Annotated in this window: 25 protein-coding genes, 1 tRNA gene and 1 pseudogene; 12 read left to right on the top strand and 15 right to left on the bottom strand. The window is 63.4% G+C overall.

Annotated features, from left to right (window positions below):
- Positions 1-130 precede the first annotated feature (130 nt).
- Positions 131-1,180, bottom strand: coding sequence for a sulfate ABC transporter substrate-binding protein (locus AAGS40_RS06180; protein WP_345813862.1), 1,050 nt, complete (start codon positions 1,178-1,180; stop codon positions 131-133).
- A gap of 314 nt (positions 1,181-1,494) precedes the next feature.
- Here AAGS40_RS06180 and lexA point away from each other — a divergent pair, with 314 nt between their 5' ends.
- The 3 genes from lexA to AAGS40_RS06165 all read left to right on the top strand — a co-directional run bounded on the left by lexA (position 1,495) and on the right by AAGS40_RS06165 (position 3,548).
- Positions 1,495-2,145, top strand: a complete 651-nt coding sequence (gene lexA, locus AAGS40_RS06175) for a transcriptional repressor LexA (RefSeq protein WP_345813861.1) — start codon at positions 1,495-1,497, stop codon at positions 2,143-2,145.
- Between the two features lie 228 nt (positions 2,146-2,373).
- Entirely contained in the window at positions 2,374-2,721 is a 348-nt protein-coding gene (locus AAGS40_RS06170; RefSeq protein WP_345813860.1) for a hypothetical protein, read from the top strand.
- Between the two features lie 155 nt (positions 2,722-2,876).
- Positions 2,877-3,548, top strand: coding sequence for a DUF2939 domain-containing protein (locus AAGS40_RS06165; RefSeq protein WP_345814293.1), 672 nt, complete (start codon positions 2,877-2,879; stop codon positions 3,546-3,548).
- A 65-nt stretch (positions 3,549-3,613) separates the two neighbouring features.
- Here AAGS40_RS06165 and AAGS40_RS06160 read toward each other — a convergent pair whose 3' ends face one another.
- Positions 3,614-4,078, bottom strand: a complete 465-nt coding sequence (locus AAGS40_RS06160; RefSeq protein WP_074284336.1) for a universal stress protein — start codon at positions 4,076-4,078, stop codon at positions 3,614-3,616.
- A 369-nt stretch (positions 4,079-4,447) separates the two neighbouring features.
- Here AAGS40_RS06160 and nodI point away from each other — a divergent pair, with 369 nt between their 5' ends.
- Positions 4,448-5,362 carry a nodulation factor ABC transporter ATP-binding protein NodI gene (nodI, locus tag AAGS40_RS06155; protein WP_345813857.1) on the top strand — a complete coding sequence of 305 codons (915 nt, stop codon included), beginning with the start codon at positions 4,448-4,450 and terminating at the stop codon, positions 5,360-5,362.
- Positions 5,363-5,383: 21 nt separating this feature from the next.
- Positions 5,384-6,271, top strand: a complete 888-nt coding sequence (locus AAGS40_RS06150; RefSeq protein ID WP_345813856.1) for an ABC transporter permease — start codon at positions 5,384-5,386, stop codon at positions 6,269-6,271.
- A 117-nt stretch (positions 6,272-6,388) separates the two neighbouring features.
- Here AAGS40_RS06150 and AAGS40_RS06145 read toward each other — a convergent pair whose 3' ends face one another.
- On the bottom strand, positions 6,389-6,811 hold the full coding sequence (locus AAGS40_RS06145; RefSeq protein WP_345813855.1) for a hypothetical protein: 423 nt from the start codon (positions 6,809-6,811) through the stop codon (positions 6,389-6,391).
- Positions 6,812-7,321: 510 nt separating this feature from the next.
- Positions 7,322-8,206: pseudogene (locus tag AAGS40_RS06140) on the bottom strand (LysR family transcriptional regulator); the annotation flags it as partial.
- Between the two features lie 308 nt (positions 8,207-8,514).
- Here AAGS40_RS06140 and AAGS40_RS06135 point away from each other — a divergent pair.
- Together AAGS40_RS06135 and AAGS40_RS06130 are read left to right on the top strand one after the other, a co-directional pair.
- On the top strand, positions 8,515-9,966 hold the full coding sequence (locus tag AAGS40_RS06135) for a M20 family metallopeptidase (protein ID WP_345813854.1): 1,452 nt from the start codon (positions 8,515-8,517) through the stop codon (positions 9,964-9,966).
- Positions 9,967-10,047: 81 nt separating this feature from the next.
- Positions 10,048-11,331, top strand: a complete 1,284-nt coding sequence (locus AAGS40_RS06130; protein ID WP_345813853.1) for an MFS transporter — start codon at positions 10,048-10,050, stop codon at positions 11,329-11,331.
- Between the two features lie 84 nt (positions 11,332-11,415).
- Here AAGS40_RS06130 and AAGS40_RS06125 read toward each other — a convergent pair whose 3' ends face one another.
- Positions 11,416-12,468 (bottom strand): NADP(H)-dependent aldo-keto reductase, encoded by a 1,053-nt coding sequence (locus AAGS40_RS06125; RefSeq protein ID WP_345813852.1) that lies wholly within the window; start codon positions 12,466-12,468, stop codon positions 11,416-11,418.
- A gap of 187 nt (positions 12,469-12,655) precedes the next feature.
- Here AAGS40_RS06125 and AAGS40_RS06120 point away from each other — a divergent pair, with 187 nt between their 5' ends.
- Positions 12,656-12,868 carry a DUF3820 family protein gene (locus AAGS40_RS06120; protein ID WP_074264875.1) on the top strand — a complete coding sequence of 71 codons (213 nt, stop codon included), beginning with the start codon at positions 12,656-12,658 and terminating at the stop codon, positions 12,866-12,868.
- A 53-nt stretch (positions 12,869-12,921) separates the two neighbouring features.
- On the opposite strand, the gene cysC is transcribed toward AAGS40_RS06120, so the two are convergent.
- A complete protein-coding gene (cysC, locus tag AAGS40_RS06115) occupies positions 12,922-13,461 on the bottom strand; it encodes an adenylyl-sulfate kinase (RefSeq protein WP_345813851.1) in 540 nt (179 codons plus the stop codon).
- A complete protein-coding gene (locus AAGS40_RS06110; RefSeq protein ID WP_345813850.1) occupies positions 13,458-15,128 on the bottom strand; it encodes a sulfotransferase in 1,671 nt (556 codons plus the stop codon). The genes cysC and AAGS40_RS06110 overlap by 4 nt, the downstream gene beginning before the upstream one ends.
- A 335-nt stretch (positions 15,129-15,463) precedes the next feature.
- Between AAGS40_RS06110 and AAGS40_RS06105 the strand changes: the two genes are divergently transcribed.
- The gene (locus tag AAGS40_RS06105) at positions 15,464-15,844 is read left to right on the top strand and encodes a hypothetical protein (RefSeq protein WP_345813848.1); all 381 of its coding nucleotides are present in this window, start codon (positions 15,464-15,466) and stop codon (positions 15,842-15,844) included.
- A 185-nt stretch (positions 15,845-16,029) separates the two neighbouring features.
- Here the strand turns inward: AAGS40_RS06105 and AAGS40_RS06100 are convergent.
- Together AAGS40_RS06100 and dusA are read right to left on the bottom strand one after the other, a co-directional pair.
- Positions 16,030-16,105, bottom strand: a tRNA-His gene (locus AAGS40_RS06100).
- Between the two features lie 89 nt (positions 16,106-16,194).
- Positions 16,195-17,196 (bottom strand): tRNA dihydrouridine(20/20a) synthase DusA, encoded by a 1,002-nt coding sequence (gene dusA / locus AAGS40_RS06095; RefSeq protein WP_345813847.1) that lies wholly within the window; start codon positions 17,194-17,196, stop codon positions 16,195-16,197.
- Positions 17,197-17,549: 353 nt separating this feature from the next.
- Here dusA and AAGS40_RS06090 point away from each other — a divergent pair, with 353 nt between their 5' ends.
- Positions 17,550-17,816 carry a hypothetical protein gene (locus tag AAGS40_RS06090; RefSeq protein ID WP_345813846.1) on the top strand — a complete coding sequence of 89 codons (267 nt, stop codon included), beginning with the start codon at positions 17,550-17,552 and terminating at the stop codon, positions 17,814-17,816.
- A gap of 354 nt (positions 17,817-18,170) precedes the next feature.
- On the opposite strand, the gene AAGS40_RS06085 is transcribed toward AAGS40_RS06090, so the two are convergent.
- Entirely contained in the window at positions 18,171-18,365 is a 195-nt protein-coding gene (locus AAGS40_RS06085) for a hypothetical protein (RefSeq protein WP_345813845.1), read from the bottom strand.
- Between the two features lie 358 nt (positions 18,366-18,723).
- On the opposite strand from AAGS40_RS06085, the gene AAGS40_RS06080 reads away from it, so the two are divergent.
- Positions 18,724-18,975, top strand: coding sequence for a hypothetical protein (locus AAGS40_RS06080; RefSeq protein WP_345814292.1), 252 nt, complete (start codon positions 18,724-18,726; stop codon positions 18,973-18,975).
- Positions 18,976-18,996: 21 nt separating this feature from the next.
- On the opposite strand, the gene AAGS40_RS06075 is transcribed toward AAGS40_RS06080, so the two are convergent.
- From AAGS40_RS06075 to ssuD, 4 genes are all read right to left on the bottom strand, one after another.
- Positions 18,997-19,212 (bottom strand): molybdopterin-binding protein, encoded by a 216-nt coding sequence (locus AAGS40_RS06075; protein WP_205983894.1) that lies wholly within the window; start codon positions 19,210-19,212, stop codon positions 18,997-18,999.
- Positions 19,213-19,258: 46 nt separating this feature from the next.
- The gene (locus tag AAGS40_RS06070; RefSeq protein WP_345813843.1) at positions 19,259-20,218 is read right to left on the bottom strand and encodes an ATP-binding cassette domain-containing protein; all 960 of its coding nucleotides are present in this window, start codon (positions 20,216-20,218) and stop codon (positions 19,259-19,261) included.
- Positions 20,215-21,099, bottom strand: a complete 885-nt coding sequence (gene ssuC, locus AAGS40_RS06065) for an aliphatic sulfonate ABC transporter permease SsuC (protein WP_345813842.1) — start codon at positions 21,097-21,099, stop codon at positions 20,215-20,217. Before ssuC ends, AAGS40_RS06070 begins: the two co-directional genes overlap by 4 nt.
- Positions 21,100-21,229: 130 nt before the next feature.
- On the bottom strand, positions 21,230-22,390 hold the full coding sequence (ssuD, locus tag AAGS40_RS06060; RefSeq protein WP_345813841.1) for an FMNH2-dependent alkanesulfonate monooxygenase: 1,161 nt from the start codon (positions 22,388-22,390) through the stop codon (positions 21,230-21,232).
- 532 nt (positions 22,391-22,922) lie between these two features.
- On the opposite strand from ssuD, the gene AAGS40_RS06055 reads away from it, so the two are divergent.
- The gene (locus AAGS40_RS06055; protein WP_345813840.1) at positions 22,923-23,348 is read left to right on the top strand and encodes a hypothetical protein; all 426 of its coding nucleotides are present in this window, start codon (positions 22,923-22,925) and stop codon (positions 23,346-23,348) included.
- 37 nt (positions 23,349-23,385) lie between these two features.
- On the opposite strand, the gene AAGS40_RS06050 is transcribed toward AAGS40_RS06055, so the two are convergent.
- Positions 23,386-24,516: an enoyl-CoA hydratase/isomerase family protein gene (locus tag AAGS40_RS06050; RefSeq protein ID WP_345813839.1), complete on the bottom strand. Its 1,131-nt coding sequence runs from the start codon at positions 24,514-24,516 to the stop codon at positions 23,386-23,388.
- Between the last annotated feature and the right edge of the window lies 1 nt (position 24,517).

Genomic DNA, 24,517 nt, shown 5'->3' with positions numbered 1-24,517 from the left:
CTCTTTCAGGTTAATGCCAGCCTGTTGCGGCCACCGGCCCCAAGCGGCCAGAAGCGCGCCCAAGGGCGCGCTCCGGTGTGACGCTCGACGCGTCGGTCGGCGCCGGCTGCGGCGCAGTTCCGTCATGGCGTCACTGCGGCTGGTAGATCGAATCGAACACGCCGCCGTCGGCAAAGTGCGTTTTCTGCGCGTTGGTCCATCCGCCGAACGAATCGTCGACCGTATAGAGCTTCAGCTTTGGAAACCTGGCAGTCAGCTCGGCCGGCACTTTGGTCGAACGCGGACGATAGAAGTTTTTCGCGGCGATCTCCTGGCCTTCCTCGCTATAGAGGAAGTTCAGATAGGCCTCGGCAACCTTGCGCGTGCCGTGCCGGTCGACCACCTTGTCCACCACCGCCACCGGCGGCTCGGCCAGAATGCTCACCGACGGCACTACGATCTCGAACTTGTCCGCGCCGAACTCCTTCTGCGACAGAAACGCCTCGTTTTCCCACGCGATCAGCACGTCGCCGATGCCGCGCTGCACGAAGCTGGTGGTCGCGCCGCGCGCGCCCGAATCCAGCACGCCGGCGTTCTTGTAAAGCTTGCCCACGAACTCCCTCGCCTTCTGGTCGTTGCCGCCCGGCTGATGTTCGGCGTACACCCACGCAGCCAGATAGTTCCAGCGCGCGCCGCCCGAAGTCTTCGGATTCGGTGTGACGATCGACACGCCCGGTTTGACGAGGTCATCCCAGTCCTTGATGTGCCTGGGGTTGCCCTTGCGCACCAGAAACACGATCGTCGACGTGTACGGCGACGCGTTGTCCGGCAGACGCTTCTGCCAGCCCTTGTCGATGAGACCCTTGCTGGCGAGCGCGTCGATGTCGTAGGCAAGCGCCAGCGTCACCACGTCGGCCTGCAAACCGTCGAGCACCGAGCGAGCCTGCGCGCCAGAACCGCCATGTGACTGTTTGAACGTGATCGTCTCGCCCGTTCTGGCTTTCCACGCTTTACCAAAAGCCGCGTTTTCGTCCTGATACAACTCCCGTGTCGGATCGTAGGACACGTTCAGCAACGTGGTATCCGCCGCCTGCGCCTGGGTGGCCGCGCCCAGTGCCGCGACCGCACCCGCGGCGCAGAATGCGAGCGCCGCGATCAGTTTTCCTGTTCTGCCTTTCAGCCCCGTGCCTTGATGGTTCATGCCAACTTTCTCCGCGTTGCGATGTGCTGAAGCTGCGTGTGATGTGTTTTTGTGTCGCCCTCACCTGTCTGGAGAAGCGACCCGCAGAGCAGTCTATCGAACGGCTTACATCATTAAAAATAATGTTTCTTCATGTTTTAATACGGAAAAGTGGTAACGACGGCGGCCGCCGGCGTTCATGCATCAAAGCCGCCGCTGGAGCGCCCGTGGACGGCGCTGCTGCGTCGCTCGCAGACAGGAACTTAAAGTAAAGCTTGAAATGCGCCGGATACTGTATAAAAATACAGTCACCTGTTCATCCATACAGTGGCGCCATGACCAAACTTACCGCACGACAGCAGCAGGTTTTCGATCTGATCCGCCGGGCAATTGAACGCACCGGCTTTCCGCCCACCCGCGCGGAAATCGCCGCCGAACTTGGGTTCAGCTCGGCGAACTCCGCAGAGGAGCATTTGAGAGCGCTTGCGCGCAAGGGCGTGATCGAACTCGCCGCGGGGGCGTCGCGCGGCATCCGCCTGCTGTCCACGCCGGAGGAGGCACCGCATCAGTTCACGTTGCCGCATGCCAGCATCATGCAACTGTCGTTGCCACTCATCGGCCGTGTCGCGGCGGGCAGTCCGATCCTTGCACAGGAACATATCTCTCAGCACTACGCGTGTGACCCGGCGCTGTTTTCGAGCAAGCCCGATTACCTGTTGAAGGTGCGCGGCCTGTCCATGCGTGACGCGGGAATTTTCGACGGCGACCTGCTTGCCGTCCAGAAGAAGAGCGAGGCGAAAGACGGCCAGATCATCATTGCCCGTCTCGGCGACGACGTGACCGTCAAACGCCTGAAGCGCCGGCCCAACGGGCTGGAACTGATTGCCGAGAACCCTGATTACGAGAATATCTTCGTCGAAACCGGCAGCGCGGAGTTTGCGCTCGAAGGGATCGCCGTCGGTCTGATCCGGCCTGGCGAGTTTTAAAGCAGCGGCTTTTGCGGCTTGCTGGTGGTGCCGACCGCGAGTTTGCGATGGTTGGTTATGGATCGGTCGTCGGCTGGCAATCGTCACCCTTTTCCCGTCATTGTCGCCTGCTTCATTACTGATCGAATCCCGTTTGCCCGGCGCCGCTAGCCTGCCGCTCGCTGCCCTGCCTGGTGCTCGGCTTCGCCGAACACAGTTGCCTCAACGTTGAATTGCCTGGAGAGTCTCATGGAACGTCTTGCCCGCCTGCTGCCCTTTCGCCAGTTTGGTCGCCTGCGCCATCTGCGCAAGCTCGTGCCCTGCTCGTTGACTGGCGCATCCAACGTGAGCACGCCTTCGCTGTTCGATCAGCCTGACGTCGCGATGCCCATGCTGCCGTCCGCGCTGCCGGCCTTTGCCCGGGTATCGTTGAACTCCGGCCTGAACACGGCCGAGCCCACGCGCCGGGCGCCGGTTCGGGTCTATCACGGGCCGTCGCGGCTCATCATGGTCGGCACGATGGACGCGGTATGCCGGATGATCGACCGCTGCATCGCAGACGAAGCCAACGTGCACGGCGCGGTGTTCGAATCCTGAGCACGGCGGCAATCAACGAACCGGGACTGGTAGGTAAGGGATCGTTTTGGCGTGGTCGAGGTCCACGTTAGATCCCACCTCACGGAGAGTGTCATTCGATGACAGTTCCAACAAGCACGAGTCCTGGCACGAGGCGTGGCACAAAGCGCGCGCTTATGGCCGCGCTGGTTGCGGTCGTGGTGATCGCGGCGTTAGGGCTGGGTTATGCGTCGCCGTATATTGCGTTGAATAACCTCAAACGCGCTGCGGACGCTCGCGACGCGGCAACCGTGAACCAGTACGTCGATTTTCCGGCCTTGCGCGACAGCCTCAAGCAGCAGGTGACCGCACTTTTGACCCGGCGGCTCGACGCGCAGAGCAATGGCAATCCGTTGGCTGCGATTGGCGCGATGATCGGCGTAGCGCTGGTCGGTCCGCTGGTGGACGCCTACGCCACACCGGATGGCGTCGCCGCGTTGCTCAATGGGATGCCGCCGCGTGGCAACCCTGGCGAGCGGCCGCAGGCGCCGCCGTTATCGTCGTCGCCGGCCGACAATCCGCAGGCGGCGACGCCGGTGACGCCAGCCGGCCCCGCTGCAGGCAACAATTCAAGCAACGGCGCGGCGAACAATGGCATTGGCAATGGCGCGGGCAACAACATGGCCGACAATCCAGCCGCCAACAGCAACACGCCGCCGCAGCCGCCGCAAACCACGGCTGGCTATCGGGGCATCAATGAATTTGTGGTCACCTACCAGCACGGCGCGGGCGACGCGCGTTATTCGGCGATCTTCCAGCGCGAAGGCCTGTTCACGTGGAAACTGGCGGCAGTCAACCTGAACGAATAAGTCTTTGAAATCCGCGCGCTCTGGAGCTTCCGGAGCGCGCCGTAGGCAGCAGTGCAATCCAGCCGTCAGGCCGCCGCCTGCTGTTGCTCCTGTGCCGAAGAGCACGCCACCAGAATGCTGCACGATATACGGTCGAGCAGCGGCGTGTTCCCCGCGCCCATCCACCATCGCGATAAGCCGGTACGGCAACGGTGGCCAACCACTACGAGGTCGACATGCAACTCGTTCGCAAGATTTGCGATTTCGTCGATCGGGTGGCCGAATGCGAAGTGGCCCTGCGCGGTCACCCCTCGCTCGGTCAGCCAGTCCACGCCCTCCTGAAGAATATCGCGCGCGGTTTTCTCGAAGCTGCCGCAGGCGACGTCGGTCAGCAGGCCCGCGCTTTGCGCAATGCTCGAACGCATATCGACGACAGACAGTAAATGCGTCTCCGCTTTGAGGTCCAAGGCCAAGTCCGCGCCGCAGCGTAACGCCTTGCGGCCCTCGCGCGAGCCGTCGTAGCACAGCAGGATTTTTTGGTAGCTCGCCATGATTTTCTCCCTTCGCGCAAAGCGCGCGTTGTCAATCAATCATGGTGCGCCGCAATTCAGCTTGCAAGGGATGGAAAACGCCAGGTGTGCGCCGCCAGACGCCAGACACATGCGGCCCGGCCCGCGGACTTTTTCCCACGCTGGCGGCCGGCCCGCCAGCCCTCCTTACCGCGCAGGGTGAAGCACCCGCGCTCGGCGGTTTGCGGCGCTGCGCGACGGCCGGCACGCCACGCTACGCAACCCTGGCGCCGCCGTGGTGCGAACCGCTTTACAGTTGCATCTGCATCTGCATCTTCAGCAACCATCACGCAGACGACTGGACGAAGCGCACCGACGCTTACCCCGGTCAGCCCAGGAGACTTTCGTTCCATGTCCGAAGTTGCCATCCAGTTTCAGAACGTCAGAAAGCGCTACGGCGACAAAACGGTCGTAGACGGTCTGTCGTTCCACGTCGATGCCGGCGAATGTTTCGGGCTGCTTGGCCCGAACGGCGCCGGCAAGACCACGACCCTGCGCATGCTGCTGGGTATCGCCGCGCCCGACGCCGGCGCGATCCGCCTGTGCGGCGAACCGATTCCGGACCGCGCACGGCTCGCCCGAACGCGCGTCGGCGTCGTCCCTCAATTCGATAATCTCGACCCCGACTTTACGGTGCGCGAGAACCTGCTCGTGTTTGGCCGCTATTTCGGACTGTCCGCCGCGCAGTGCCGGGACAGGGTGCCGCCCTTGCTCGAATTCGCGCGGCTCGAGTCCAAGGCTGACGCGCGCGTCAGCGAACTCTCGGGCGGCATGAAACGGCGCCTCACGCTTGCCCGCGCACTCGTCAACGATCCGGACGTGCTGATTATGGACGAGCCGACCACCGGGCTCGATCCGCAGGCACGGCATCTGATCTGGGAGCGCCTGCGCTCGCTGCTCGCACGCGGCAAGACCATTTTGCTCACCACGCATTTCATGGAAGAAGCCGAACGCCTGTGTCATCGTCTATGTGTGATCGAAGAAGGTCGCAAGATCGCGGAAGGCGCGCCGGGCGAGCTGATCGCGTCCGAAATCGGTTGCGATGTGATTGAGATTTTCGGTCCTGATCCGCTCGCGCTGCGCGACGAGCTGGCACCGCTGGTCGAACGAACCGAAATCAGCGGAGAAACGCTCTTCTGCTATGTGAACGATGCGCAGCCTGTGCACGCACGTCTGAAGCGGCGTACCGATCTGCGCTACCTGCACCGCCCGGCAAACCTTGAAGATGTATTTCTGCGGCTCACAGGCCGTGAAATGCAGGATTGATACGCCAACACCGAGACCCGCATGGACGCACGCTCATACGACAGGCGCGAAAGCACACGGAACAGCGCACCCGAACCATCGCCCGACTGCACCGCAGACACCGCACCCAGCCACGCGCCGTCCGCGCAAACGCCCTTCGCCGCGTTGCCGGCGAACGCAGTCAACTGGATCGCGGTATGGCGTCGCAACTATCTCGTGTGGAGAAAACTCGCCATCGCGTCGATGTTCGGCAATCTGGCCGACCCGATGATCTATCTGTTCGGCCTGGGCTTCGGACTCGGATTGATGGTCGGACATGTCGACGGCGTGTCGTACATCGCGTTTCTCGCGGCCGGCACCGTGGCGTCGAGCGTGATGATGTCGGCGAGTTTCGAGTCGATGTATTCGGGCTTCTCGCGCATGCATGTGCAACGCACATGGGAAGCGATCATGCATACGCCGCTCGCGCTCGGCGACATCGTGCTCGGTGAGGTGGTGTGGGCGGCCAGCAAGTCGGTGCTCTCGGGCGCGGCGATCATGCTCGTGGCCGGCGCGCTCGGCTATGCGAACTTTCCGTCGATGCTGCTCGCGCTGCCAGTGATCGTGCTGACCGGACTCGCGTTTTCGAGCGCGGCAATGGTGGTGACGGCGCTCGCGCCGTCGTATGACTTTTTCATGTTCTACCAGACGCTCGTGCTGACGCCGATGATGTTGCTCTCCGGCGTGTTCTTCCCGGTTTCCCAGTTGCCGGCCGCTGCGCGCGTGGCTACGCAGCTGTTGCCGCTTTCACATGCGGTCGATCTGATCCGTCCGGCCATGCTCGCGCGCCCGGTGAATCACGCACTGTTGCACGTGGCCGTGCTGATGTTCTACGCGGTGGGCGGCTTCATCGTGTCAGCGATCCTGTTCCGGCGCAGGATGATGAAATGAGCCACACGCGCTAAGCGCGACGCACGGCATCGACCAGGTTTTCGATGACCATGCATAGGCGGATCAACTGAAATCAGAGCCACGCGCGTGTGGCCTCACTTGACGCCAGCTTCCTTCTTAATCCTCATCGTCCGTCCACGGAATGTCGACGTCGGAGATGAATGCCACGGTCGCAAACGGGCCGCCATCCTGCCGCCCGATCTTGCCGTCGGCACGTTGCCACTCGACCCGGAACACCGTGCCGGGGTCGTCCGCAATCAGGCGCACGGTGCGCACTTCGTCCGGGTCTGCCTCTTCGACCGGACCGTCGAGCGACACCTGGAGTTCCTGCGGCCACAAACCGTCGGCCGGATCGTAGATCTTGTCTCCATCGGGGATCAGCGTGAACGCCTCGACGCCAATCGTGGCGGACGCCTCCACGATCATTTTGCCAAGCGCGCGCAATAACGCGGTCGCCCGCGCCGAATTCGCCTGCCGGATCGCAAGGTCACCGCGCGTCAGCGCCTGTTCGAGTTTTGGGTTGGTTTTCTGTTGCGCCATTCGATGTCCTGAGTTCTCTTGATCTGTTGTAGATGGCAAGCGCATCCTCATTGAGGTTCATGAAGGCCGCATGCCGTGCTCCATATTCGGCAGCATCCTAACATCGGTGTGCAGTGCAACATGCTAAGCACGCACTGCAAGTGTTCCAACTTTCCGCTGCCCGCCCCGACCCCCACAGTGTAGGTCGTGATTTCCGATCTGGCAGGGAGATTTGGCCCTTGCCTTGCACCGGCGCACTGCATGTCGCGTCGAGTGAATCCTGCTAAACGTTTGCGCGTGCACTAACCGCAGCGCTGGCCATGCACGACGCAATGCCCGCGCCTGGCAGCGTACGTCGTTACATTGATCCCGCCGCTACCGCTCCGAAACGGCCGCGCCCTTTCGCTTACGTGCCGAAGTGACGGCGTCGCTTCCATTGGCTCCCCTGCCGTCCGCGGCGCGCGCGAGGCCCGCACGCTGAACCGCAGTTGTCCTTCCGGTCGCTTTCGATTTCACGCCGCCCATCTCGCGGATCAGATGATCGCGAAACGCCACGACCGACGGCGGCAGCTCACGCCCCGCCATGGTTTGCACCTGGATACTGCGCTGGCGCATCTGCGGGTGCGTCAGCGGCATCACGACGAAGCCGTCGTCGGCATACCGGTCGCGTACCGACAGCAGGCCGGTGAACATGATGGCGCCGGTCTTTTGCGCGTATCGGTACATGGCGCCACTGTTGTTGCAGGTCAGGTCGGGTTCGAGCAGCACGCCCTCGAGCGCACACGTGATGTCGATCAACTGCCGGATCGTCGTGCCCGGTTCGGGCAGCACGAGCGGATAGCGCTGCAGGTCCGCGAGCGACACCTTCGCGCGCGTGGCAAGCGGATGGTCGGCGCGCAGGAGCGCCATCACCGGCGCGCGCCCGGTGTGCTCGACCCGCACGCCTTTTTCCGGCGCGAGGCTGAAGGTCAGCGCGAGATCCGCGTCGCCGTCGCGTACGCGGCGCGTTGCGTCGCCGGGCGACATGACCGAGAGCGTGAAGTGGATGCCTGGATACTGGCCGCGAAAGTCGGCCATCGCGCGCGGCAGGAAGTCCGCGGCGAATCCCTCGGAACTCACCACCTTGATCGTGCTGCCGTGCAGCGTTTCCAGGCCGCCGATTTCCTGCATCACATGCTCCGCTTCGAGCAGGCTGCGCTGCGCGTACGAAAGCAGCCGTTCGCCGGCTTCGGAGAGCGCCATGCCGCGCGGGCGTCGCTCGAAAAGCGCAACCCCGAGCTCGCTTTCGAGCCTCGCCACCTGCCGGCTGATTGCGGACACGGCGACGTGCAGCCGCGCGGATGCGTCGCTCAGTGAACCGGTGCGCGCGACTTCGACGAAATAGCGCAATGCAAGACCGTGAAGGGACAGTGCCATGAGTGCCTCTCTGAAGCCCTGACGCCTTCACACCGGAAGCATCCAACGTCGAGCTAACTGATGCGTGAGAAAGTTTCGGCCCGCGCAGGTCACACTCCTGACTCCACGCGACTCGAGCCTCGCAGCTTTGCCTTTTCAGCAACGCAAGCATCGAAACACGATCATTGTGACAAAAAATACGGCCTTCTAGAATCGATTCGAAGCTACAGGCCGCGAGCCGTTTCCAGACTTTTCCGCACGGGCAGCGGATCGCCCGGACTGGCGAGCACGACGCGCGCCGCCCTTCGCATCCCGCACTGGAGACACCCATGAGCCGCGATCAGGCAATCGAACACGCGACACACCATTTCGAAACCGGCGAGTTTCTGAAGACGCTGAACCGGCGCGTCGGTTTTCGCACCGAAAGCCAGGAAAGCGACCGCGCCGCGCTGCTGCGGTCGTACCTGACCGACGAGATCACGCCGGAAGCCGAACGGTTGGGTTTCGCCACGCGCATCGCCGACAACCCCGTGGCGGGTTTCGGTCCGTTTCTGCTGGCGAGCCGTCACGAACGCGACGATCTGCCAACCGTGCTGATCTATGGCCATGGCGACGTGGTGCGCGGCTACGACAGCCAGTGGCGCGCGCCGCTAACGCCGTGGGCCGTCACGGTCGAAGGCGAGCGCTGGTACGGCCGCGGCACCGCCGACAACAAAGGCCAGCACAGCATCAACCTGGCGGCACTCGGTAGCGTACTGGACGCCCGCGGCGGCCGCCTCGGCTTCAATGCCAAACTGCTGATCGAGATGGGCGAGGAAACCGGCTCGCCCGGACTCGACGCAATCTGCCGCGCCCACCAGGAAGAACTCCGTGCCGACGTATTGATCGCTTCAGACGGACCGCGCCTTGCCGCGCGCCGTCCCACCCTGTTCCTGGGCTCGCGCGGCGTGGTGAATTTCAGGCTGTCGCTGAACCTGCGCGAAGGCGCCCATCATTCCGGCAACTGGGGCGGCCTGCTGCGCAATCCGGCGACCGTACTGGCCAACGCACTCGCCAGTCTCGTCGACGCGCGCGGCGTGATCGCCGTCGACGGCTTACGTCCTCCACCGATTCCTGAAGCCGTGCGCCACGCGCTCGCCGACATCAGCGTAGGCGGCGGACCGGGCGACCCCGCCGTCGACGACCAGTGGGGCGAGCCCGGCCTGAGCGCACCCGAACGCGTGTTTGGCTGGAACAGCTTCGAAATCCTTGCGATGAAGGCAGGCAATCCGGAGAACCCGGTCAATGCCATTCCGTCGTCGGCGTTCGCGGTCTGCCAGTTGCGCTTCGTCGTCGGCACCGATTGGCAAAACCTCGCGCAACACCTGCGCACGCATCTGGATGCGCACGGCTTCCCGCTCGTCGAGATTGATGTCGAGCGCGGCGCGCCCGCTACCCGCCTGAACCCGGACGATCCGTGGGTGACATGGGCGATTGCATCGCTCGAAGAAACGACCGGCAAGAAAACCGCCGTGTTGCCGAATCTGGGCGGCACGCTGCCCAACGAAGTGTTCGCCGACACTTTGGGCCTGCCGACCCTGTGGGTCCCGCATTCCTACCCCGCCTGCTCGCAGCATGCGCCGAACGAGCATCTGCTCGGGCCGGTGGTGCGCGAGGGATTGCAGATCATGGCCGGCCTTTTCTGGGATCTCGGCGAACGCTCGCGGCGCGATAGCACGCCGCGCGATAGCACGCCGCGCGCAAGCTCGTCACACGCCGGGGCCGGCGCTCGAGTGGACTGACATCACGCGCCGACTCTGCGGCTCCACGACGAACCGGAACGAACCGGTTCCGACACGCTCCACCACGAGGTACGTTCAACGATGAGCACGTCCACCTTGCAAGCCAGCGCCGCGCGGCCGTCCGCCGCGAAGGTCCATCGCATCATTCTCGCGGCATCGATCGGCAATGCGCTCGAATGGTTCGACCTCGTCGTCTATGGCTTCTTCGCAGTGACCATCGCGAAACTGTTTTTTCCGGCGCGGACCGAGGCCATCTCGCTGATGCTCACGCTCGGCACCTTCGGCATTTCGTATCTGATCCGGCCGCTCGGCGGACTCGTGCTCGGCTCCCTCGCGGACCGCGCCGGACGCAAGGCGTCGCTGTTGCTGTCGATTACGCTGATGATGGTCGGCACCTTGACCATCGCCGTGATGCCGCCGTATGCGGCGATCGGCTTGTGGGCGCCCGCGGGCATCATGCTTTCGCGACTCGTGCAGGGTTTCTCGGCGGGCGGCGAGTTCGGGGCGTCGACGGCGTTCCTGGTCGAGCATGCACCCGAGCGGCGCGGCTTCATGGGCAGCTGGCAGTTCGCGAGTCAGGGTCTCGCCACGCTGCTCGCCTCGGGCTTTGGCGCGTTGCTGACGAGCCAGCTCAGCGCCGCGCAACTTCAATCCTGGGGCTGGCGCGTGCCGTTCCTGTTTGGACTGGCGATCGGCCCGGTGGGTTTTTACATCCGCCGTTATGTCGACGAAGGCGCCGAGTTCAACGCGGAGCCGAAAGCGCGCGCGCCGCTGCGTGAGCTGTTCGTCACGCAGAAACTGCGGATGCTGCTCGCGGTCGGTTCACTGATCATCTCGACGGCGGCCAACTACATGATCCTGTACATGCCGACCTACGCAATCAAGCAGCTGCATCTGCCCGCTTCCAGCGGCTTCGCGGCAACGCTTGCCACCGGTGTCGTGCTCACGGTCCTCACGCCGTTCGCCGGTCATCTGTCGGACAGCATGGGGCGCATCCGGATCATGGCAGCAGCTGCCGTGCTGCTGCTCGTGACGGTGTATCCGGCGTTTGTCTACATGAACGCACATCCGTCATTCCCGACAATGCTGCTCGCGTTAATCTGGATCGGCTTGCTGAAGGCGACCTACTTTGGCGCGTTGCCGGCGTTGATGTCCGAGATTTTTCCGACGCAGACGCGCGCAACGGGCCTCGCCGTGAGCTACAACGTCGGCGTAACGGTGTTCGGCGGCTTTGCGCCGTTCGTGATCACCTGGCTGATCGATGCATCGGGCAGCCCACTCGCGCCGGGCTTCTATCTGATGTTCTGCGCCGTGGCGAGTCTGGTGGCGCTGTATGCGGTGCGTGCGAAGCTCGCCATTCGCTGAATGCGTCGAGTCGTCGTCGTGCAAAGCGGCCGTGTGCGGACAACAGCGGGCAAAAAGCTGAAGTCCGCGCACGGCCTGCCCGCATCACGGCGCCGGATTCGGCTGCAATTCGTGCAGCGCGTCGATCTCGGCAAGCGCCTCGGGCGAGAGTTTTACCTCGGCACTCGCGATGTTTTCCTTCAACTGATCGAGCGACGTCGCGCCGATCAGATTGCTGGTGACGAAAGGCCGGCTGTTCACGAACGCAAGTGCAAACTGCGCGGGCGACAGGCCGTGCCGCTTCGCGAGTTCCACATAGCGCGTCGTGGCTTGAACCGCATGCGGTTTGCTGTAGCGCTGAAACCGCTCGAAGAGCGAGATACGCGCGCCGGCCGGCCGCGCGCCGCCCTCGTACTTGCCCGACAACCAGCCGAATGCGAGCGGCGAGTACGCGAGCAGTCCAATATTGTCGCGATGTGCGTATTCCGACAGGCCCACTTCGTAAGTGCGGTTGAGCAGACTGTACGGGTTCTGGATGCTCACAATACGCGGCAAGCCGAGCTTTTCCGCCGCACGCAGAAACTGCGCGACGCCCCACGGCGTTTCGTTCGATACGCCGATGTGACGCACCTTGCCCGCCTTCACGAATTCGGCGAGCACGGCAAGCGTCTCCTCGATCGGCACGGTGTACGCGTCGTCGACCCACGGGTACGCGGGACGGCCAAACGTCATCGTGCTGCGATCCGGCCAGTGCAACTGATACAGATCGACGTAATCCGTTTGCAGACGTTTCAGGCTGCCGTTCAGTGCTTCGGTCAGGTTCTTGCGGTCGAACTGATTGCCCTCGCCCCGGATATGCCGCGGGTTGTGCGGCTGACGCGCGGGACCGGCGATCTTGGTAGCCAGCACGATCTTCTCGCGCGCGCTGCGATGCTGCGCGAGCCATGTGCCGATGTAGCGCTCGGTCGAGCCTTGCGTCTCGGCGCGCGGCGGCACCGGATACATTTCGGCCGTGTCGATCAGATTGACACCGTGGTCGAGCGCAGTGTCGATCTGGGCATGCGCTTCCTGTTCAGTGTTCTGCTCGCCCCATGTCATGGTGCCCAGGCCGATCAGGCTGACTGTCACATCCGATTCGCCGAGTCTGCGATATTCCATCGAACTTGTCCTGTTGGTTGTGTAGCGGGAAACCGCCGACGTTACCACGCCGACGCAACGCCTGCAGCGCGGCTAGAATGCAGTTCCGGCAGATGCGCCGGGCGCGCCGCGCGCAGTCTGCGCTTCGGCTTTTCGCGCCGGGCCGGACTCTGGCCGGCCGCTTTCGCAAGCTTTCACTCCTGACGCGATGAATCCCGAACACCTCGAACTGCTTGTCACACGTGTGATGCCGTTTGGCAAGTACAAAGGACGCCTGATCGCCGACCTGCCCGGCCATTATCTGAATTGGTTCGCGAGCCAGGGCTTTCCGCCCGGCGAGATCGGCCGGCTGCTCGCGCTGATGCATGAGATCGACCACAACGGTCTTAAATCGCTGATCGAGCCTTTGCGCAAGCGTTGAGCGGGCCGACACGTTGGGCGCCCCGCGACGGCAATCGATGCGTCATCCTCGCGCTAGGTCGTGACACATCCGATCGCTGCCAGCCGCGCAAGCAGACGGTCGACGGCTTCGTCCACCGGCATGCGGTCCGACGGGATTTCGACGTCGCACGCATGCGGCGCCTCGAACGGACGGGACACGCCGGTGAAGTCCGCGATCTCGCCGCGTCGCGCGCGGGCGTAGAGACCCTTTACGTCGCGCGCTTCACACACTGCGAGCGGCGCATTGATGAACGCTTCGATAAAACCTTCGCCGACGATCTCGCGCGCCGCACGACGATGCCGGTGTTCGGGCGAGATCACCGCCGCAACGACGATGAAGCCCTGCTGCATGAAAAGCGCCGCAACGTGCGCGATGCGGCGCAGGTTTTCGGTTCGGTCTTCGGCCGAAAAACCGAGGTCGGCATTCAGGCCCTGACGCAACACGTCGCCGTCCAGCACGACGCACGGGCGCCCTGCTTCTGCCAGCCGCTGCTCGAGTGCGTTGGCGAGCGTCGATTTGCCGGCGCCGGACAGGCCCGTCATCCACAACACGGCGCCGCGTCGCGCGCTCACGATTTTTGCCCCGCGACGATGTCTTGCATGGCGTGCGGTGTCGTTGCCTGCGCGTGTTCATGCTCGTGTTCTGTCGACGCACGGAGGTCAACGCGGTCCCGTGCAGCCAGACGCGGGCCCAACCCGTCGATCAGCGGTTGCAGCAGTGCATCGCGCGGCTGCCAGCGCCGCACCGATGTCTTGTAAAGCGGACGACGCACCTGCGCGGAACTTGCGGTGCTCACGCGGCGCGAAGTCTGATGGAATGCGAGACAGCGCTCGTCCCATTCGAGCCCGCAATGCGCGAGCAGACGGCGGACATTGCCCTCGAAATCATCGACCAGTTCCTCATAGTTCACCTCGATCATCACGCCCTCGGGAAGTACGCGTTGCCAGTGGGCCATCAGCGCGTCATACGCCCGATAGTAGCGGCCCAGTTCACCGAGATCGTAGCCGAACGGCACGTCATGAAAGAGCCGCGCGAAAATCGACAGACACGTTTGCAACGGCGAGCGGCGGCTGTGAATGAAGCGGGCGTTCGGCAGCGCCAGATGAATCAGACCGATATTGATGAAATTGAACGGGTATTTGTCAGTGAAACGTAGCAGCTGCGACTGACCGCCTTCTGCGGCCCGGTCACCCCGGCTCGCCGCGTCCGTGTCATGCGACTGCTGGGGCTGAAGTTCAGGCACCGCGTCGCGCATGCGGCGCAGATAGTCGGCGCCCAGCGCGCCGAGTTGCGCTGCGCCGACGCGATGCATGGCTTCCACGTCGATCCGCAACGGATCGTTCTCGTCGCGGCGAATGCTGGCGACAAGCGCCTCGCTCAGTTCGGTGCGCTCGCCGCCACCGAACACCCGCGGGTGGCTCGCGAGAATCTGCTCGATCAGCGTCGAGCCGGAGCGCGGCATTCCAACGATAAAGATCGGTGCCGACGACGGGTCGCCGAGCCCGGTCTTCTCTGCCAGCAACCCGGCCGGGAAGCGTGCCGACAGACGCGTGAAGAGCCCGAGCGTGTCGGCTTCGTTGTAACGGATGCTCGCGCGGTGCAGCGCGTTGGCGATCAGAAAGTGATCGAACGAGGCGTCGTTGCTGCCCGTGTCGCATAGCGCCTGGCCATAAGCGAAATGCAGCTCGGCCTGATTCGCGGGCGTGAGCGACGCGGCTCTGGCGACGAGGCGCTCCAGTGCGGCGAACACAGGATCGTCGACGGAAAGACGCTGGGTCTGCACCAGATTGCGGTAATACAGCGGGACTTGCGGCGCGGCATCGATGGCACGGCGATACGACTGATGGGCTGCCTCGAAGCGACCGAGCGCCTGCAGGCAGTTACCGAGATTATTGTGCGAACCATCGGCGAGCGGATTCAGACGGATGGCGTGGCGATAGGCATCTGCCGCCTCCTCCAGCCGATGCATCTGTTCGAGCGACCAGCCGAGACCATGACGCAGATCCGCATTGTCCGGATCGAGCGCCACGGCCGCCTGATAACTCTGCACCGCTTGTGGAAACCGGCCGAGCGCGGCACAGGTGGCGCCCATGCGCTCGCGGATCGACGCGTCGTTCGGATCGAGCGCGCAGGCTGCGTTGAAGCAATGCAATGCGACGTCGAGTTCGCCGCGCGCGGCGTGCAACTCGCCTTTAACGCGCCACGCAGACGCGCTAGCCGGCTGGGGATCGTGCTTCATTAACGCCAGTTGATGCGGATGCGCGTCGCGCGATCCTGTGTGGTGAGCGGTCGAGTTGAAAACGTAGTGACGATGCGCTGAGAGGTACGTCTTGTCTGAGGGGAAATTAACAGGCGTGCCCTACAGTTGAGTTGCGAAAATTTAACGAAGTGTTACAGGGCGGGTGCCCGGTAATGAAGTGTGAGGAATAACGCCGCGCTTGCGCGCAAGGTTTCGACCCTGAACACATTGCTTTGCGTAACGCGGTGAATCGCAAGCATCGTAATGTGCGGACACAAATGCGGCTGAACTCACCGCCAGACGCGGCCTCTCACATTTACATCCGGGAGAAAATCGTGAACAGGCTCACAGGTTCGATCGTGCTGTTGGGGTTGGTTGCAAGTCTCGCTGGCTGCGCAGTCGCGCCCGGATATGACTACGGCTACGCGCAACCTTATTACCCCGGCTATGGTTATGCGTATGGGCCACCGTACGCGCCAGTGTATGGCTCGGTTGGCATCTACGGCGGCTGGGGCGGCTCATGCTGCTACTACCACGGCGGCGGATGGCATGGCTGGCATGGTGACGGGCACGGCGGCCACGGAGGATGGCACGGCAACGGCGGCAGCGGTGGGTGGCACGGCGGCGGTGGCGGTGGCGGCTATGGCGGTTATGGTTCCGGCGGCGGCAGCTCGTGGAGCAGCGGCGGCGGCAGCCATGGAGGACACGGACGGTGAGCGGTGTGGGCTGGCTATTGACGTCGCCGCGTCAGTGCATCTGCGTCGCGCCTCGACTCATGCACGAGATGCGTCGACAGCGCGAAAGCCGAACCGCAAAATATTGAATACGCCGCTGCAAAGACAAAAAAGGCGTTGTGATTTCTCACAACGCCTTTTGCAAAACGACTTACTGCCTAATTCTTTGGGGTGGCTGATGGGGCTCGAACCCACGACAACAGGAATCACAATCCTGGACTCTACCAACTGAGCTACAGCCACCACTGAGATCTGCTCGGTTCGTCTAAAATACATGACTACCCGACGAAGAAACGAGATTATACGAACAAGAATCAGCTTTGCCTAGTCCTTTATTCATAAATCTCAGCAGGCTCGCGCAGATGCTGTCTTGCTTCGTCGAAGATCGCGAGGTCGCGCGAAGCAAGCCGTTTGCTATCGGACAACACGCGACGCCAGCCACGCGCGCCCGACTCGCCGCGATACAGGCCCAGCGCATGGCGTGTAATAGCGCCGAGATAGGTGCCGCGCGCCATCTCAGCCGCGCAGTATTCGATCAGCCGGGCTTCAACCTGTTCACGTGTAAGTGCTGCTTCCGATGAACCGTAGAAGCGCGCATCCACGTCGGCGAGCACATAGGGGTTGTGATAAGCCTCACGTCCAAGCATCACCCCGTCGACGTGCTGAAGATGTGTTTGAACCTCATCGAGCGTTTTGATACCGCCATTGATGATCACTTCCAGCTGCGGAAAATCGCGCTTCAACTGATAGGCGTAGTCGTATTTGAGCGGGGGGATTTCGCGGTTTTCCTTTGGGCTCAAACCTTTGAGAATCGCATTGCGCGCATGCACGATGAACACGTTGCAGCCCGCCTCGGCGACCGTACCGACGAAGTCCCGCACGAAGCTGTAGTCCTCGACGGCATCCACGCCGATCCGATGCTTGACCGTGACCGGAACAGACACCGCATCGCGCATGGCCTTCACACAGTCGGCGACGAGTTGCGGCTCGTTCATCAAACACGCACCGAAAGCGCCGCGCTGCACGCGCTCAGACGGGCAACCGCAGTTCAGATTGATTTCGTCGTAGCCCCACTGCTCTCCAAGCCTCGCCGACTTCGCCAGGTCAGCGGGTTCGCTGCCGCCGAGTTGCAGCGCCACCGGCGCCTCTTCCGGCGCGAATGCCAGATGACGCGGTACGTCACCGTGGAGCAGCGCACCTGTCGTGACCATTTCCGTATACAGCCACGTATGGCGTGAAATGATCCGATGCAGCGAGCGGCAGTGACGGTCGGTCCAGTCCATCATGGGCGCCACTGAAACACGGCGCGGACTGGGGAGGTGAGAAAAGGACATGGGAGCGGTCGGACGGCGTTGAATCAAAACGAGATTTTACCGCAAGCGACGAGATGGCCTGGCGGTCCGCAGATAACGTCCCCTTTTGAGACCGCTGCCCGAAAAAAACCACCCTGCGATCCGGGGCTTTTCCCCATTTTCCAGTTAGCTCATTAGGGTCGGACCGTCGGGTGGCCTTGCGCTGCAATGCTCTGACGGATTATTTCAGATTCAAGAATAGTAATTTCAGATTATCGGCACAAATTTTCGATAGTAGGGGTATACACTGCCTTCATCGACGTTGCAGACACACCTTCCCCGGCTCATGCAACGCCATCCTGAAATGAAGTCGAAACGTTATCTGGAGTCCTACCATGAAGACCAAGCTCATCGCCGCTTTGCTGGTTGCTGTGTCCGCCTCGATCGCTGCTCCCGCTTTTGCCAGCGGCTACGGCCCGGCACCGTTCTACCGTCCGTCGACGGGCGCACCGGCTTCGCAACAAGGCCAGAACGCTCAGACCGTCGCAGCTGAACGTGCGAACGCCCAAGGCTACGCTTACGGTGGCGTGCACAATGTGTCGTCGGAATCGGGCAAGCGTGAAGCTGCTACGGGTCCGCAATCGGTTTTCTTCGGCAACTAAGCTTTGCTGCTGATACCGCTGTCGCCACGGACAGCGGACACACCGGGCGCCGCCATCCACTCCGGATGCCGGCGCCCGGTGCCGTTTACGCGCCTTCACCTTGCGTAGTTCACCTCACTCGCTGCCGCTTCCGTGCGTTGGCGCTTCGCAAAAACGGTTCTGGTTGGTGAAGCGGTCGACCGTTCCCACTACTCTCCCCCACGGCAGCGGCTGTCCTGGTCGGGCAGTCAGCTCACCCGAGCGTCCAGAGGTTTCACTTACGACGAACGGGTGGCGACGCCGCAAGTCTTGCGGTCGATGACCTTACGCGATGCGCAGTCCACTTCGGCGCAAAGGTGCTCGTTTAGCCCACGCTCAGTCGCTATCGGCCGACAGGAATTGCCGCCCGTCGCCAGTGATCTCCACGTCGCCGCCCGCCTCCGTGGCAAAGCCGCTTGCGAGCAGTTCCGCGGTCACGGACGGAGCGAACGTGGGTGCTGGCCGGCCGATACCGACGTCGTTCAAACGCCGCAGCGCTTCAACCGCTTCGGGACTCAGTGTGGGTGACATGGCGGCCTCCGTCGGACTGACAGATCATGCTAGCAACTTTCGCGGGCGGACGCAGATCCGCCGCAGAGGCGAACGTGTCGCATGTCTGACGAGCCAACTTGAATCGCCGCGAATCTTTACGCTCACATGAGGTCTATCAGACGAATACGTGAACGACGATTTCCATCTAGCGAGCGAAACCGGCACTGTGTGAGCGGCGGATCACCGCACGCGAAGCGCAAAGGAGGAGGACGAGATGAAACAGACGAGGCAGCAATGCAGTCATCAACCCGGTGACCGACTCAGTCACCAGCCCGGACAGAAGCCCACGCCAACGCGCACACACCCCGCCATCCGGGCCACCCGGGCAGCAGGCGCGGTGCTCGCGATCCTCGGCGCAAGCAGCGCGACGGCGTTCGCGCAGAGCGCGTCACCCGCCCAGCCGTCGCCGAAGACGCTGCAGGCGCAAGCCGCCCCGCCAAACAGCTCGCCGATGGTCAAATCGCCCGAAGCGGCTTCGGGATCGACCGGTTCGAGCAATCCCGACAACATGCCGATCAAGCGCCCAGGCAAGCCGACCAACGACAGGATGACGCATGAGCCGCCCGCAAGCGGCGCCAATGCGAAATAGCAGCCGCCGCGCGTACGCAGCTCACAGCCGCGCGATCGAGACCTCCGTCGATTTCACCAGTGCGACGACTTCCGAGCCGACTTTCAGGTCGAGCTCGTCTACCGAGCGGGTGGTGATCACCGAGGTCACGACGCCGAACGGCGTATCCACGTCCACCTCGGATACGACCGATCCACGGATAATTTCCTTGATCTTGCCTCTGAACTGATTGCGAACGTTGATGGCGGAAATGCTCATAGCGGGTGGCTCCAGAAGCGATTGAAAAAATTCAGTCAAAGGACAGTCAGACGGCCCAGCGGACGTCTGTCGGCCGCCGGGTGCGGCCTTTTTCATGCTCGTCGTACGGACGGCGCGACAGCGCGTCGTCGTTCGGCGCGTTCTTCAGAACTCGCTGCAGCACGTGTTCCTCGAGCGCCGCGAATCCCGCCGACGCCCGCGCCCGTGGCCGCGCAAGCGGCACCGGCTGATCGAGCGCAATACGGCCCGCTTCGATCAGCAGAATGCGGTCTCCTAGCGCGACGGCTTCGTGCACGTCGTGCGTAACGAGCAGCGCGGTGAATCGATGCTCGCGCCACAGGCGCTCGATCAGCGCGTGCATTTCGATTCGCGTGAGCGCGTCGAGTGCGCCGAGCGGTTCATCGAGCAGCAGCAATTGCGGTCGATGCACGAGCGCTCGCGCCAGCGCCACGCGCTGACGCTGGCCGCCTGAGAGCTGCGCGGGCCAGTCGTTGGCCCGTTCGAGCAGCCCGACTTCGGCGAGCACTGCGCGCGCGTCTTCGCGTGCGCCGCGGCCAAGGCCGAGCATCACGTTTTGCAGCACACTTTTCCACGGCAGCAGGCGCGCGTCCTGAAACATGATGCGCGTGTCGAGCGGCCGGCCGTCTTCGGCACGCTTTTCGAGCACGCCGGACGTCGCCTTCTCCAGACCGGCGACGAGCCGCAGCAACGTCGATTTTCCGCAGCCGCTGCGTCCGACGATCGCGACGAAACTGCCGCGCTCGATCGACAGATCGAAACCGGATAGCACCGTGCGCTCGCCATACTGCTTGCCGACGCCACGCAGTTGCACCGAATAGTCAGCCGGCCCGCACGTCGCGTCGCGCGCGAGCGGCGCGCCGCGCGCGTAGTCGAGCTCGGCCACTTCGTTCGCGTCGTGATCCACGTTGCGCGGCTGGGCCATTTCGGCTTCGAGATCGCGGCCCGCAACACCGCCGAACGACGTCGACAAGGTCGTTGCGCTCATGATTTCGCTCCCCGCTGATAGGCCGGATGCCAGCGCAGCGACACGCGTTCGAGGGCTCGTGCCAGCATGTCGGCGAGTTTGCCAAGACCTGCGTACAGCAGAATGCCGACCACCACGACGTCGGTTTGCAGAAACTCGCGCGCGTTCATCGTCATGTAGCCGATGCCCGACTGTGCGGAGATCGTTTCCGCGACGATCAGCGTGACCCACATCAGGCCGAATGCGAAGCGCACACCGACCAGAATCGACGGGAGCGCGCCCGGCAGAATCACATGGCGATACAGCGCGAAACCCTTCACGCCGTAGCTGCGCGCCATTTCGATCAGATTGGCGTCGACCGAGCGGATCCCATGAAACGTGTTCACATAGATCGGGAAAAACACGCCCAGCGCGACGAGAAACACCTTCGCTTCTTCCTCGATACCGAACCACAGGATCACGAGCGGAATCATTGCGAGCGCAGGAATGTTGCGGACCATCTGCACGGTGGAATCGAGCGCGATTTCGATCGGCTTGAAAAGGCCGGTCGCGAGTCCGAGCACGAGTCCGATCCCGCCGCCGATCACGAAACCTGACACCGCGCGCCATGTGCTGACTTCCACGTCGGCCCACATTTCGCCGGACTGGATCAGCGACCACGCGGCTTTCAGCACCGCAAGCGGTTCGGGCAACACGCGCGTGGACAGCGCGCCGCTGCGCGCGGCCAGTTCCCACGCGAGCAGGATGGCAAGCGGCGCGAGCCACGGCGCCAGATACGCGCCGACGCGGCGCAGTGCGGCTGCGCCCGTACCTGCTGTCCCGTTCGACTGCGCGTGCGGGCCGACCTGCGTGTCCGTCTTCGCGCTCGCGTCGCGCTGTGCGTTGACAATGAACTGAGCCATGATTGCTTTTCCTCATTGCTGGCCGATGAGCCAGTGAGCCAGTGAGCCAGTGAGCCGCTTCGCCGGGCGTCGCTGCCGCGACTCAACACAGCGGACGCGACCGGACGCCGGCTCCCGGCGGCGCGCCAGATCAGCTTGCGCTCGCCGACTTCGGCAGATAGTTGTTGCCGACGATTTCACCGAACGGTCCCGACAGCGGACCGTTGGCGACCTTGTTCAGGCGGTTCGGCAGCAGCGGGAACACCAGCTCCGCAAAGCGATACGATTCTTCGAGGTGCGGATAGCCGGACAGGATGAACGTGTCGATGCCGAGGTCCGCGTATTCCTTCATGCGCTCCGCGACCTGCTCAGGACTGCCGACGAGCGCCGTGCCCGCCCCACCCCGCACGAGGCCGACGCCCGCCCACAGATTCGGATACACCTCCAGCTCCGCGCGGCTGCCGCGACGGCCGCCGTGCAGCGCGGCCATTCGGCGCTGTCCTTCGGAATCCATTTTGGAGAACGAAGCCTGGGCGCGCGCGATGGTGTCGTCGTCGAGCCTGCTGATCAGCTTGTCGGCCGCCGCCCACGCTTCTTCTTCCGTTTCGCGCACGATCACGTGCAGGCGGATGCCGAATTTGATCGTGCGGCCACGCGCCGCGGCGCGTTCGCGGATGTCCGCGATCTTCCTCGCCACCGCAGCCGGTGGCTCGCCCCACGTCAGATACGTGTCGATGTGGTCGCCCGCGATGTCGTGCGCCGCCGCCGACGAACCGCCGAACCACAGCGGCGGATGCGGGTGCTGCACGGGCGGATAGAGCGCCTTGCCGCCCTTTGAGACCAGATGCTTACCGTTGAAGTCGATCGCTTCATTGGTGTGGGCCGCGGTGAGCAGCTTGCGCCAGATGTGCAGGAATTCGTCGGTGATTTCGTAGCGCGTATCGTGATCGACGAACACGCCGTCGCCTTCCAGCTCTGCCGCATCGCCACCCGTCACGACGTTGATCAGCAGCCGCCCGTTCGACAAGCGGTCGAACGTCGCCGCCATGCGCGCCGCCAGCCCCGGCGATGAAATGCCCGGCCGTATCGCGACCAGGAACTTCAGACGCTTCGTCGCCGCAATCAGGCTCGAGGCGACCACCCACGCGTCTTCGCACGAGCGGCCCGTCGGCAGCAGCACGCCTTCGTAGCCGAGCGTATCGGCGGCCACGGCGATCTGCTGGAAGTAGTCGTAATCGGCTGCGCGCGCGCCTTGGGACGTACCGAGATAGCGGCTATCACCGTGAGTCGGAATGAACCAGAACACATTCATGTGCTGCTCCTGCATGTTCGTAACGAAATTCGAAGGAAGACCGTGCGTCGGGCGAATGCGCACACGCCGGCCGCGCGCATCCAACCGGCGCAAAGCCGGACGTTGCAGGCGCAAGTAAAGGGTGACGATGATCAGGCGCGCATCGGCGCGGGACCGCTTCCCGCCGGTCAACCGCTCTGGTGCACGCGCATGCGAAGCGGCACAGACAGCGTTGGGTCCGGACAGGACAAGGCGACGGCTTTCCTTCGACCAGCCGGGCGCGTCATGCGCCCGATTCAAGGACGACGGCAGCAACGCCGTCTGCATGGAGAAACAGTCTAGGGATCGCGCCGCGGCTTTTGAACGATTTTTTTTAGCTTAAGTTTTCCACTTTCGTGATTAGCCCGACGCTAAAGCATACGGATGTTGCAGGTGGCCCACGCCTGAGCACGGGGTGTCCCCATAACGGGGCGTCCCCATATAATGGCGCCACATTTCCTATAATCCGGCACACGCGGCAGCCCGCGCCGCCTGTGCCTCGCAGGTGCAATGCATGCAAAAACTCATCCTGTCGTTCGTCGCCGGCTTTCTGGCTTCGCTGTTCTTTCATGAATCCACCCTCGCGCTGCTGCACGCGGCCGGTCTGATCGACCCAACCGGTTTTTCCACCGCGCCGTTCCTGCCAACAGGTTTGCCCGAGTTCATCGCAAACGCGATCTGGAGTGCGTTCTGGGCGGTGCTGATGGCATGGCTGCTGCGCGTGTCGCCAGAGCACCGCGCGCCGTGGGTGCCGGCCTTCGTATTCGGCGGAATCGCGTTGACCGCCGCCAGCGTGTTCGTGGTCGACCCGATTCGCGGCATCTGGCCGAGCGGCAACATGCTGCCGCGTCTTGCGGTGGGTTTTGCGGCGAACGCCATGTGGGGCTGGGGTGCGCTTGTTTTCATGCGCGCCTTCATGGCCGGCTCGGAAGAGCATTGAACAGTGCGGGGCTAGCGTGCGCCGCCCCGCAACCTTCTTATCCGCGCAGTTCTCGCAGCGGATGTTCGTGAGCCGGCCAAGGGCTTTCGAACATTTTGCCGACGTCGGCGGCGCCTACGTCTTCAATGCGCGCAATGCGCCAGCGCGGCGCATTATCCTTGTCGATGATGCGTGCGCGAATGCCTTCCACCGTGTCGCCAAACTGGAAGCTCGAACGCGTCAGATCGAGATCGCGCCGTAGCACGTCCGCCATCGACCCTTCCGCGCGCGTCACGACCTCGAGCGACACCGCCATCGAAAGCGGCGAGCGCTCGCGCAACACGGCAATGGTCTGCTCGGCCCAGCCCGCCGCGTCGCCGTTGTGTTCCTGTTCGAGCGACGACAGGATCTGCGCAACGTCGGGCTTCGCGAAATGCCGGTCGATCAACATGCGTGCGTTTGCGAGCGCCGACTCTTCCGGCGCCGGCGCCACCTGATATGCAGCCGCTTCACGCTCGACGCACGCAACCACATCCGCGCCACGCTCGAACCGCTCGCTTCGCAAGATATCGATCAGCGCGGGCAGTGCGTCGTCGTCCATATAGAGGTCGGCAAGGCCTGCGTAAAGTGCGTCCGCCGCACCGATCGTTTCGCCCGTCACCGCCAGATAGCGGCCGATCGCACCCGGCGTGCGCGCGAGAAACCAGCCTGCGCCCACGTCCGGAAAGAGGCCGATGCGCGTCTCGGGCATCGCCATCTTCGTGGACTGCGTGACTACGCGCAGCCCGCCGGTGCGATGTGCACCCTGCGAAATGCCCATGCCGCCGCCCATGACGACGCCGTTCATCAACGCGATATACGGCTTGGGATACGTGAAGATCGCGTGATTGAGGCTGTACTCCTCGGTGAAGAAAGTGTCGCGCGCAGCCAGATCGCCGCGCTGCGCGGACTCGTACAGGAAGCGGACATCGCCTCCCGCGCAGAACGCGCGTGGGTTGCGCGTATGCACGACGACAGCGAGCACGTCGGGGTCTTCACGCCATTGCTCGAGCGCGGCGTGCATCGCGCGGATCATTCCGGTGGACAGCGCATTGAGCGCCTTCGGTCGATCCAGTTCAATGAAACCGATGCGGTTGGCTACGTGGGTCGCGACTTCGTCGCTGATGGCGGGCGAGGCGGATGGGGGCATG

The sequence above is a fragment of the Paraburkholderia sp. PREW-6R genome, assembly GCF_039621805.1.
In the GTDB taxonomy this organism is placed as follows: Bacteria; Pseudomonadota; Gammaproteobacteria; order Burkholderiales; family Burkholderiaceae; genus Paraburkholderia.
Note: the sequence above shows the minus strand (reverse complement) of the source record. Positions and strands in the feature narration are given on the sequence as shown.

Excerpts from the sequence above, each read along its gene's own strand:
- AAGS40_RS06170 (WP_345813860.1), top strand. The coding sequence starts at position 2,374 with ATGGAACGTCTTGCCCGCCTGCTGCCCTTTCGCCAGTTTGGTCGCCTG.
- AAGS40_RS06120 (WP_074264875.1), top strand. The coding sequence starts at position 12,656 with ATGAATCCCGAACACCTCGAACTGCTTGTCACACGTGTGATGCCGTTT.
- AAGS40_RS06160 (WP_074284336.1), bottom strand. The coding sequence starts at position 4,078 with ATGGCGAGCTACCAAAAAATCCTGCTGTGCTACGACGGCTCGCGCGAG.
- AAGS40_RS06125 (WP_345813852.1), bottom strand. The coding sequence starts at position 12,468 with ATGGAATATCGCAGACTCGGCGAATCGGATGTGACAGTCAGCCTGATC.
- ssuD (WP_345813841.1), bottom strand. The coding sequence starts at position 22,390 with ATGAATGTGTTCTGGTTCATTCCGACTCACGGTGATAGCCGCTATCTC.
- AAGS40_RS06150 (WP_345813856.1), top strand. The coding sequence starts at position 5,384 with ATGGACGCACGCTCATACGACAGGCGCGAAAGCACACGGAACAGCGCA.
- AAGS40_RS06050 (WP_345813839.1), bottom strand. The coding sequence starts at position 24,516 with ATGCCCCCATCCGCCTCGCCCGCCATCAGCGACGAAGTCGCGACCCAC.
- dusA (WP_345813847.1), bottom strand. The coding sequence starts at position 17,196 with ATGTCCTTTTCTCACCTCCCCAGTCCGCGCCGTGTTTCAGTGGCGCCC.
- AAGS40_RS06180 (WP_345813862.1), bottom strand. The coding sequence starts at position 1,180 with ATGAACCATCAAGGCACGGGGCTGAAAGGCAGAACAGGAAAACTGATC.
- lexA (WP_345813861.1), top strand. The coding sequence starts at position 1,495 with ATGACCAAACTTACCGCACGACAGCAGCAGGTTTTCGATCTGATCCGC.
- AAGS40_RS06130 (WP_345813853.1), top strand. The coding sequence starts at position 10,048 with ATGAGCACGTCCACCTTGCAAGCCAGCGCCGCGCGGCCGTCCGCCGCG.
- AAGS40_RS06075 (WP_205983894.1), bottom strand. The coding sequence starts at position 19,212 with ATGAGCATTTCCGCCATCAACGTTCGCAATCAGTTCAGAGGCAAGATC.
- AAGS40_RS06165 (WP_345814293.1), top strand. The coding sequence starts at position 2,877 with ATGGCCGCGCTGGTTGCGGTCGTGGTGATCGCGGCGTTAGGGCTGGGT.
- AAGS40_RS06145 (WP_345813855.1), bottom strand. The coding sequence starts at position 6,811 with ATGGCGCAACAGAAAACCAACCCAAAACTCGAACAGGCGCTGACGCGC.
- ssuC (WP_345813842.1), bottom strand. The coding sequence starts at position 21,099 with ATGGCTCAGTTCATTGTCAACGCACAGCGCGACGCGAGCGCGAAGACG.
- AAGS40_RS06055 (WP_345813840.1), top strand. The coding sequence starts at position 22,923 with ATGCAAAAACTCATCCTGTCGTTCGTCGCCGGCTTTCTGGCTTCGCTG.
- nodI (WP_345813857.1), top strand. The coding sequence starts at position 4,448 with ATGTCCGAAGTTGCCATCCAGTTTCAGAACGTCAGAAAGCGCTACGGC.
- AAGS40_RS06110 (WP_345813850.1), bottom strand. The coding sequence starts at position 15,128 with ATGAAGCACGATCCCCAGCCGGCTAGCGCGTCTGCGTGGCGCGTTAAA.
- AAGS40_RS06070 (WP_345813843.1), bottom strand. The coding sequence starts at position 20,218 with ATGAGCGCAACGACCTTGTCGACGTCGTTCGGCGGTGTTGCGGGCCGC.
- AAGS40_RS06090 (WP_345813846.1), top strand. The coding sequence starts at position 17,550 with ATGAAGACCAAGCTCATCGCCGCTTTGCTGGTTGCTGTGTCCGCCTCG.
- AAGS40_RS06135 (WP_345813854.1), top strand. The coding sequence starts at position 8,515 with ATGAGCCGCGATCAGGCAATCGAACACGCGACACACCATTTCGAAACC.
- AAGS40_RS06085 (WP_345813845.1), bottom strand. The coding sequence starts at position 18,365 with ATGTCACCCACACTGAGTCCCGAAGCGGTTGAAGCGCTGCGGCGTTTG.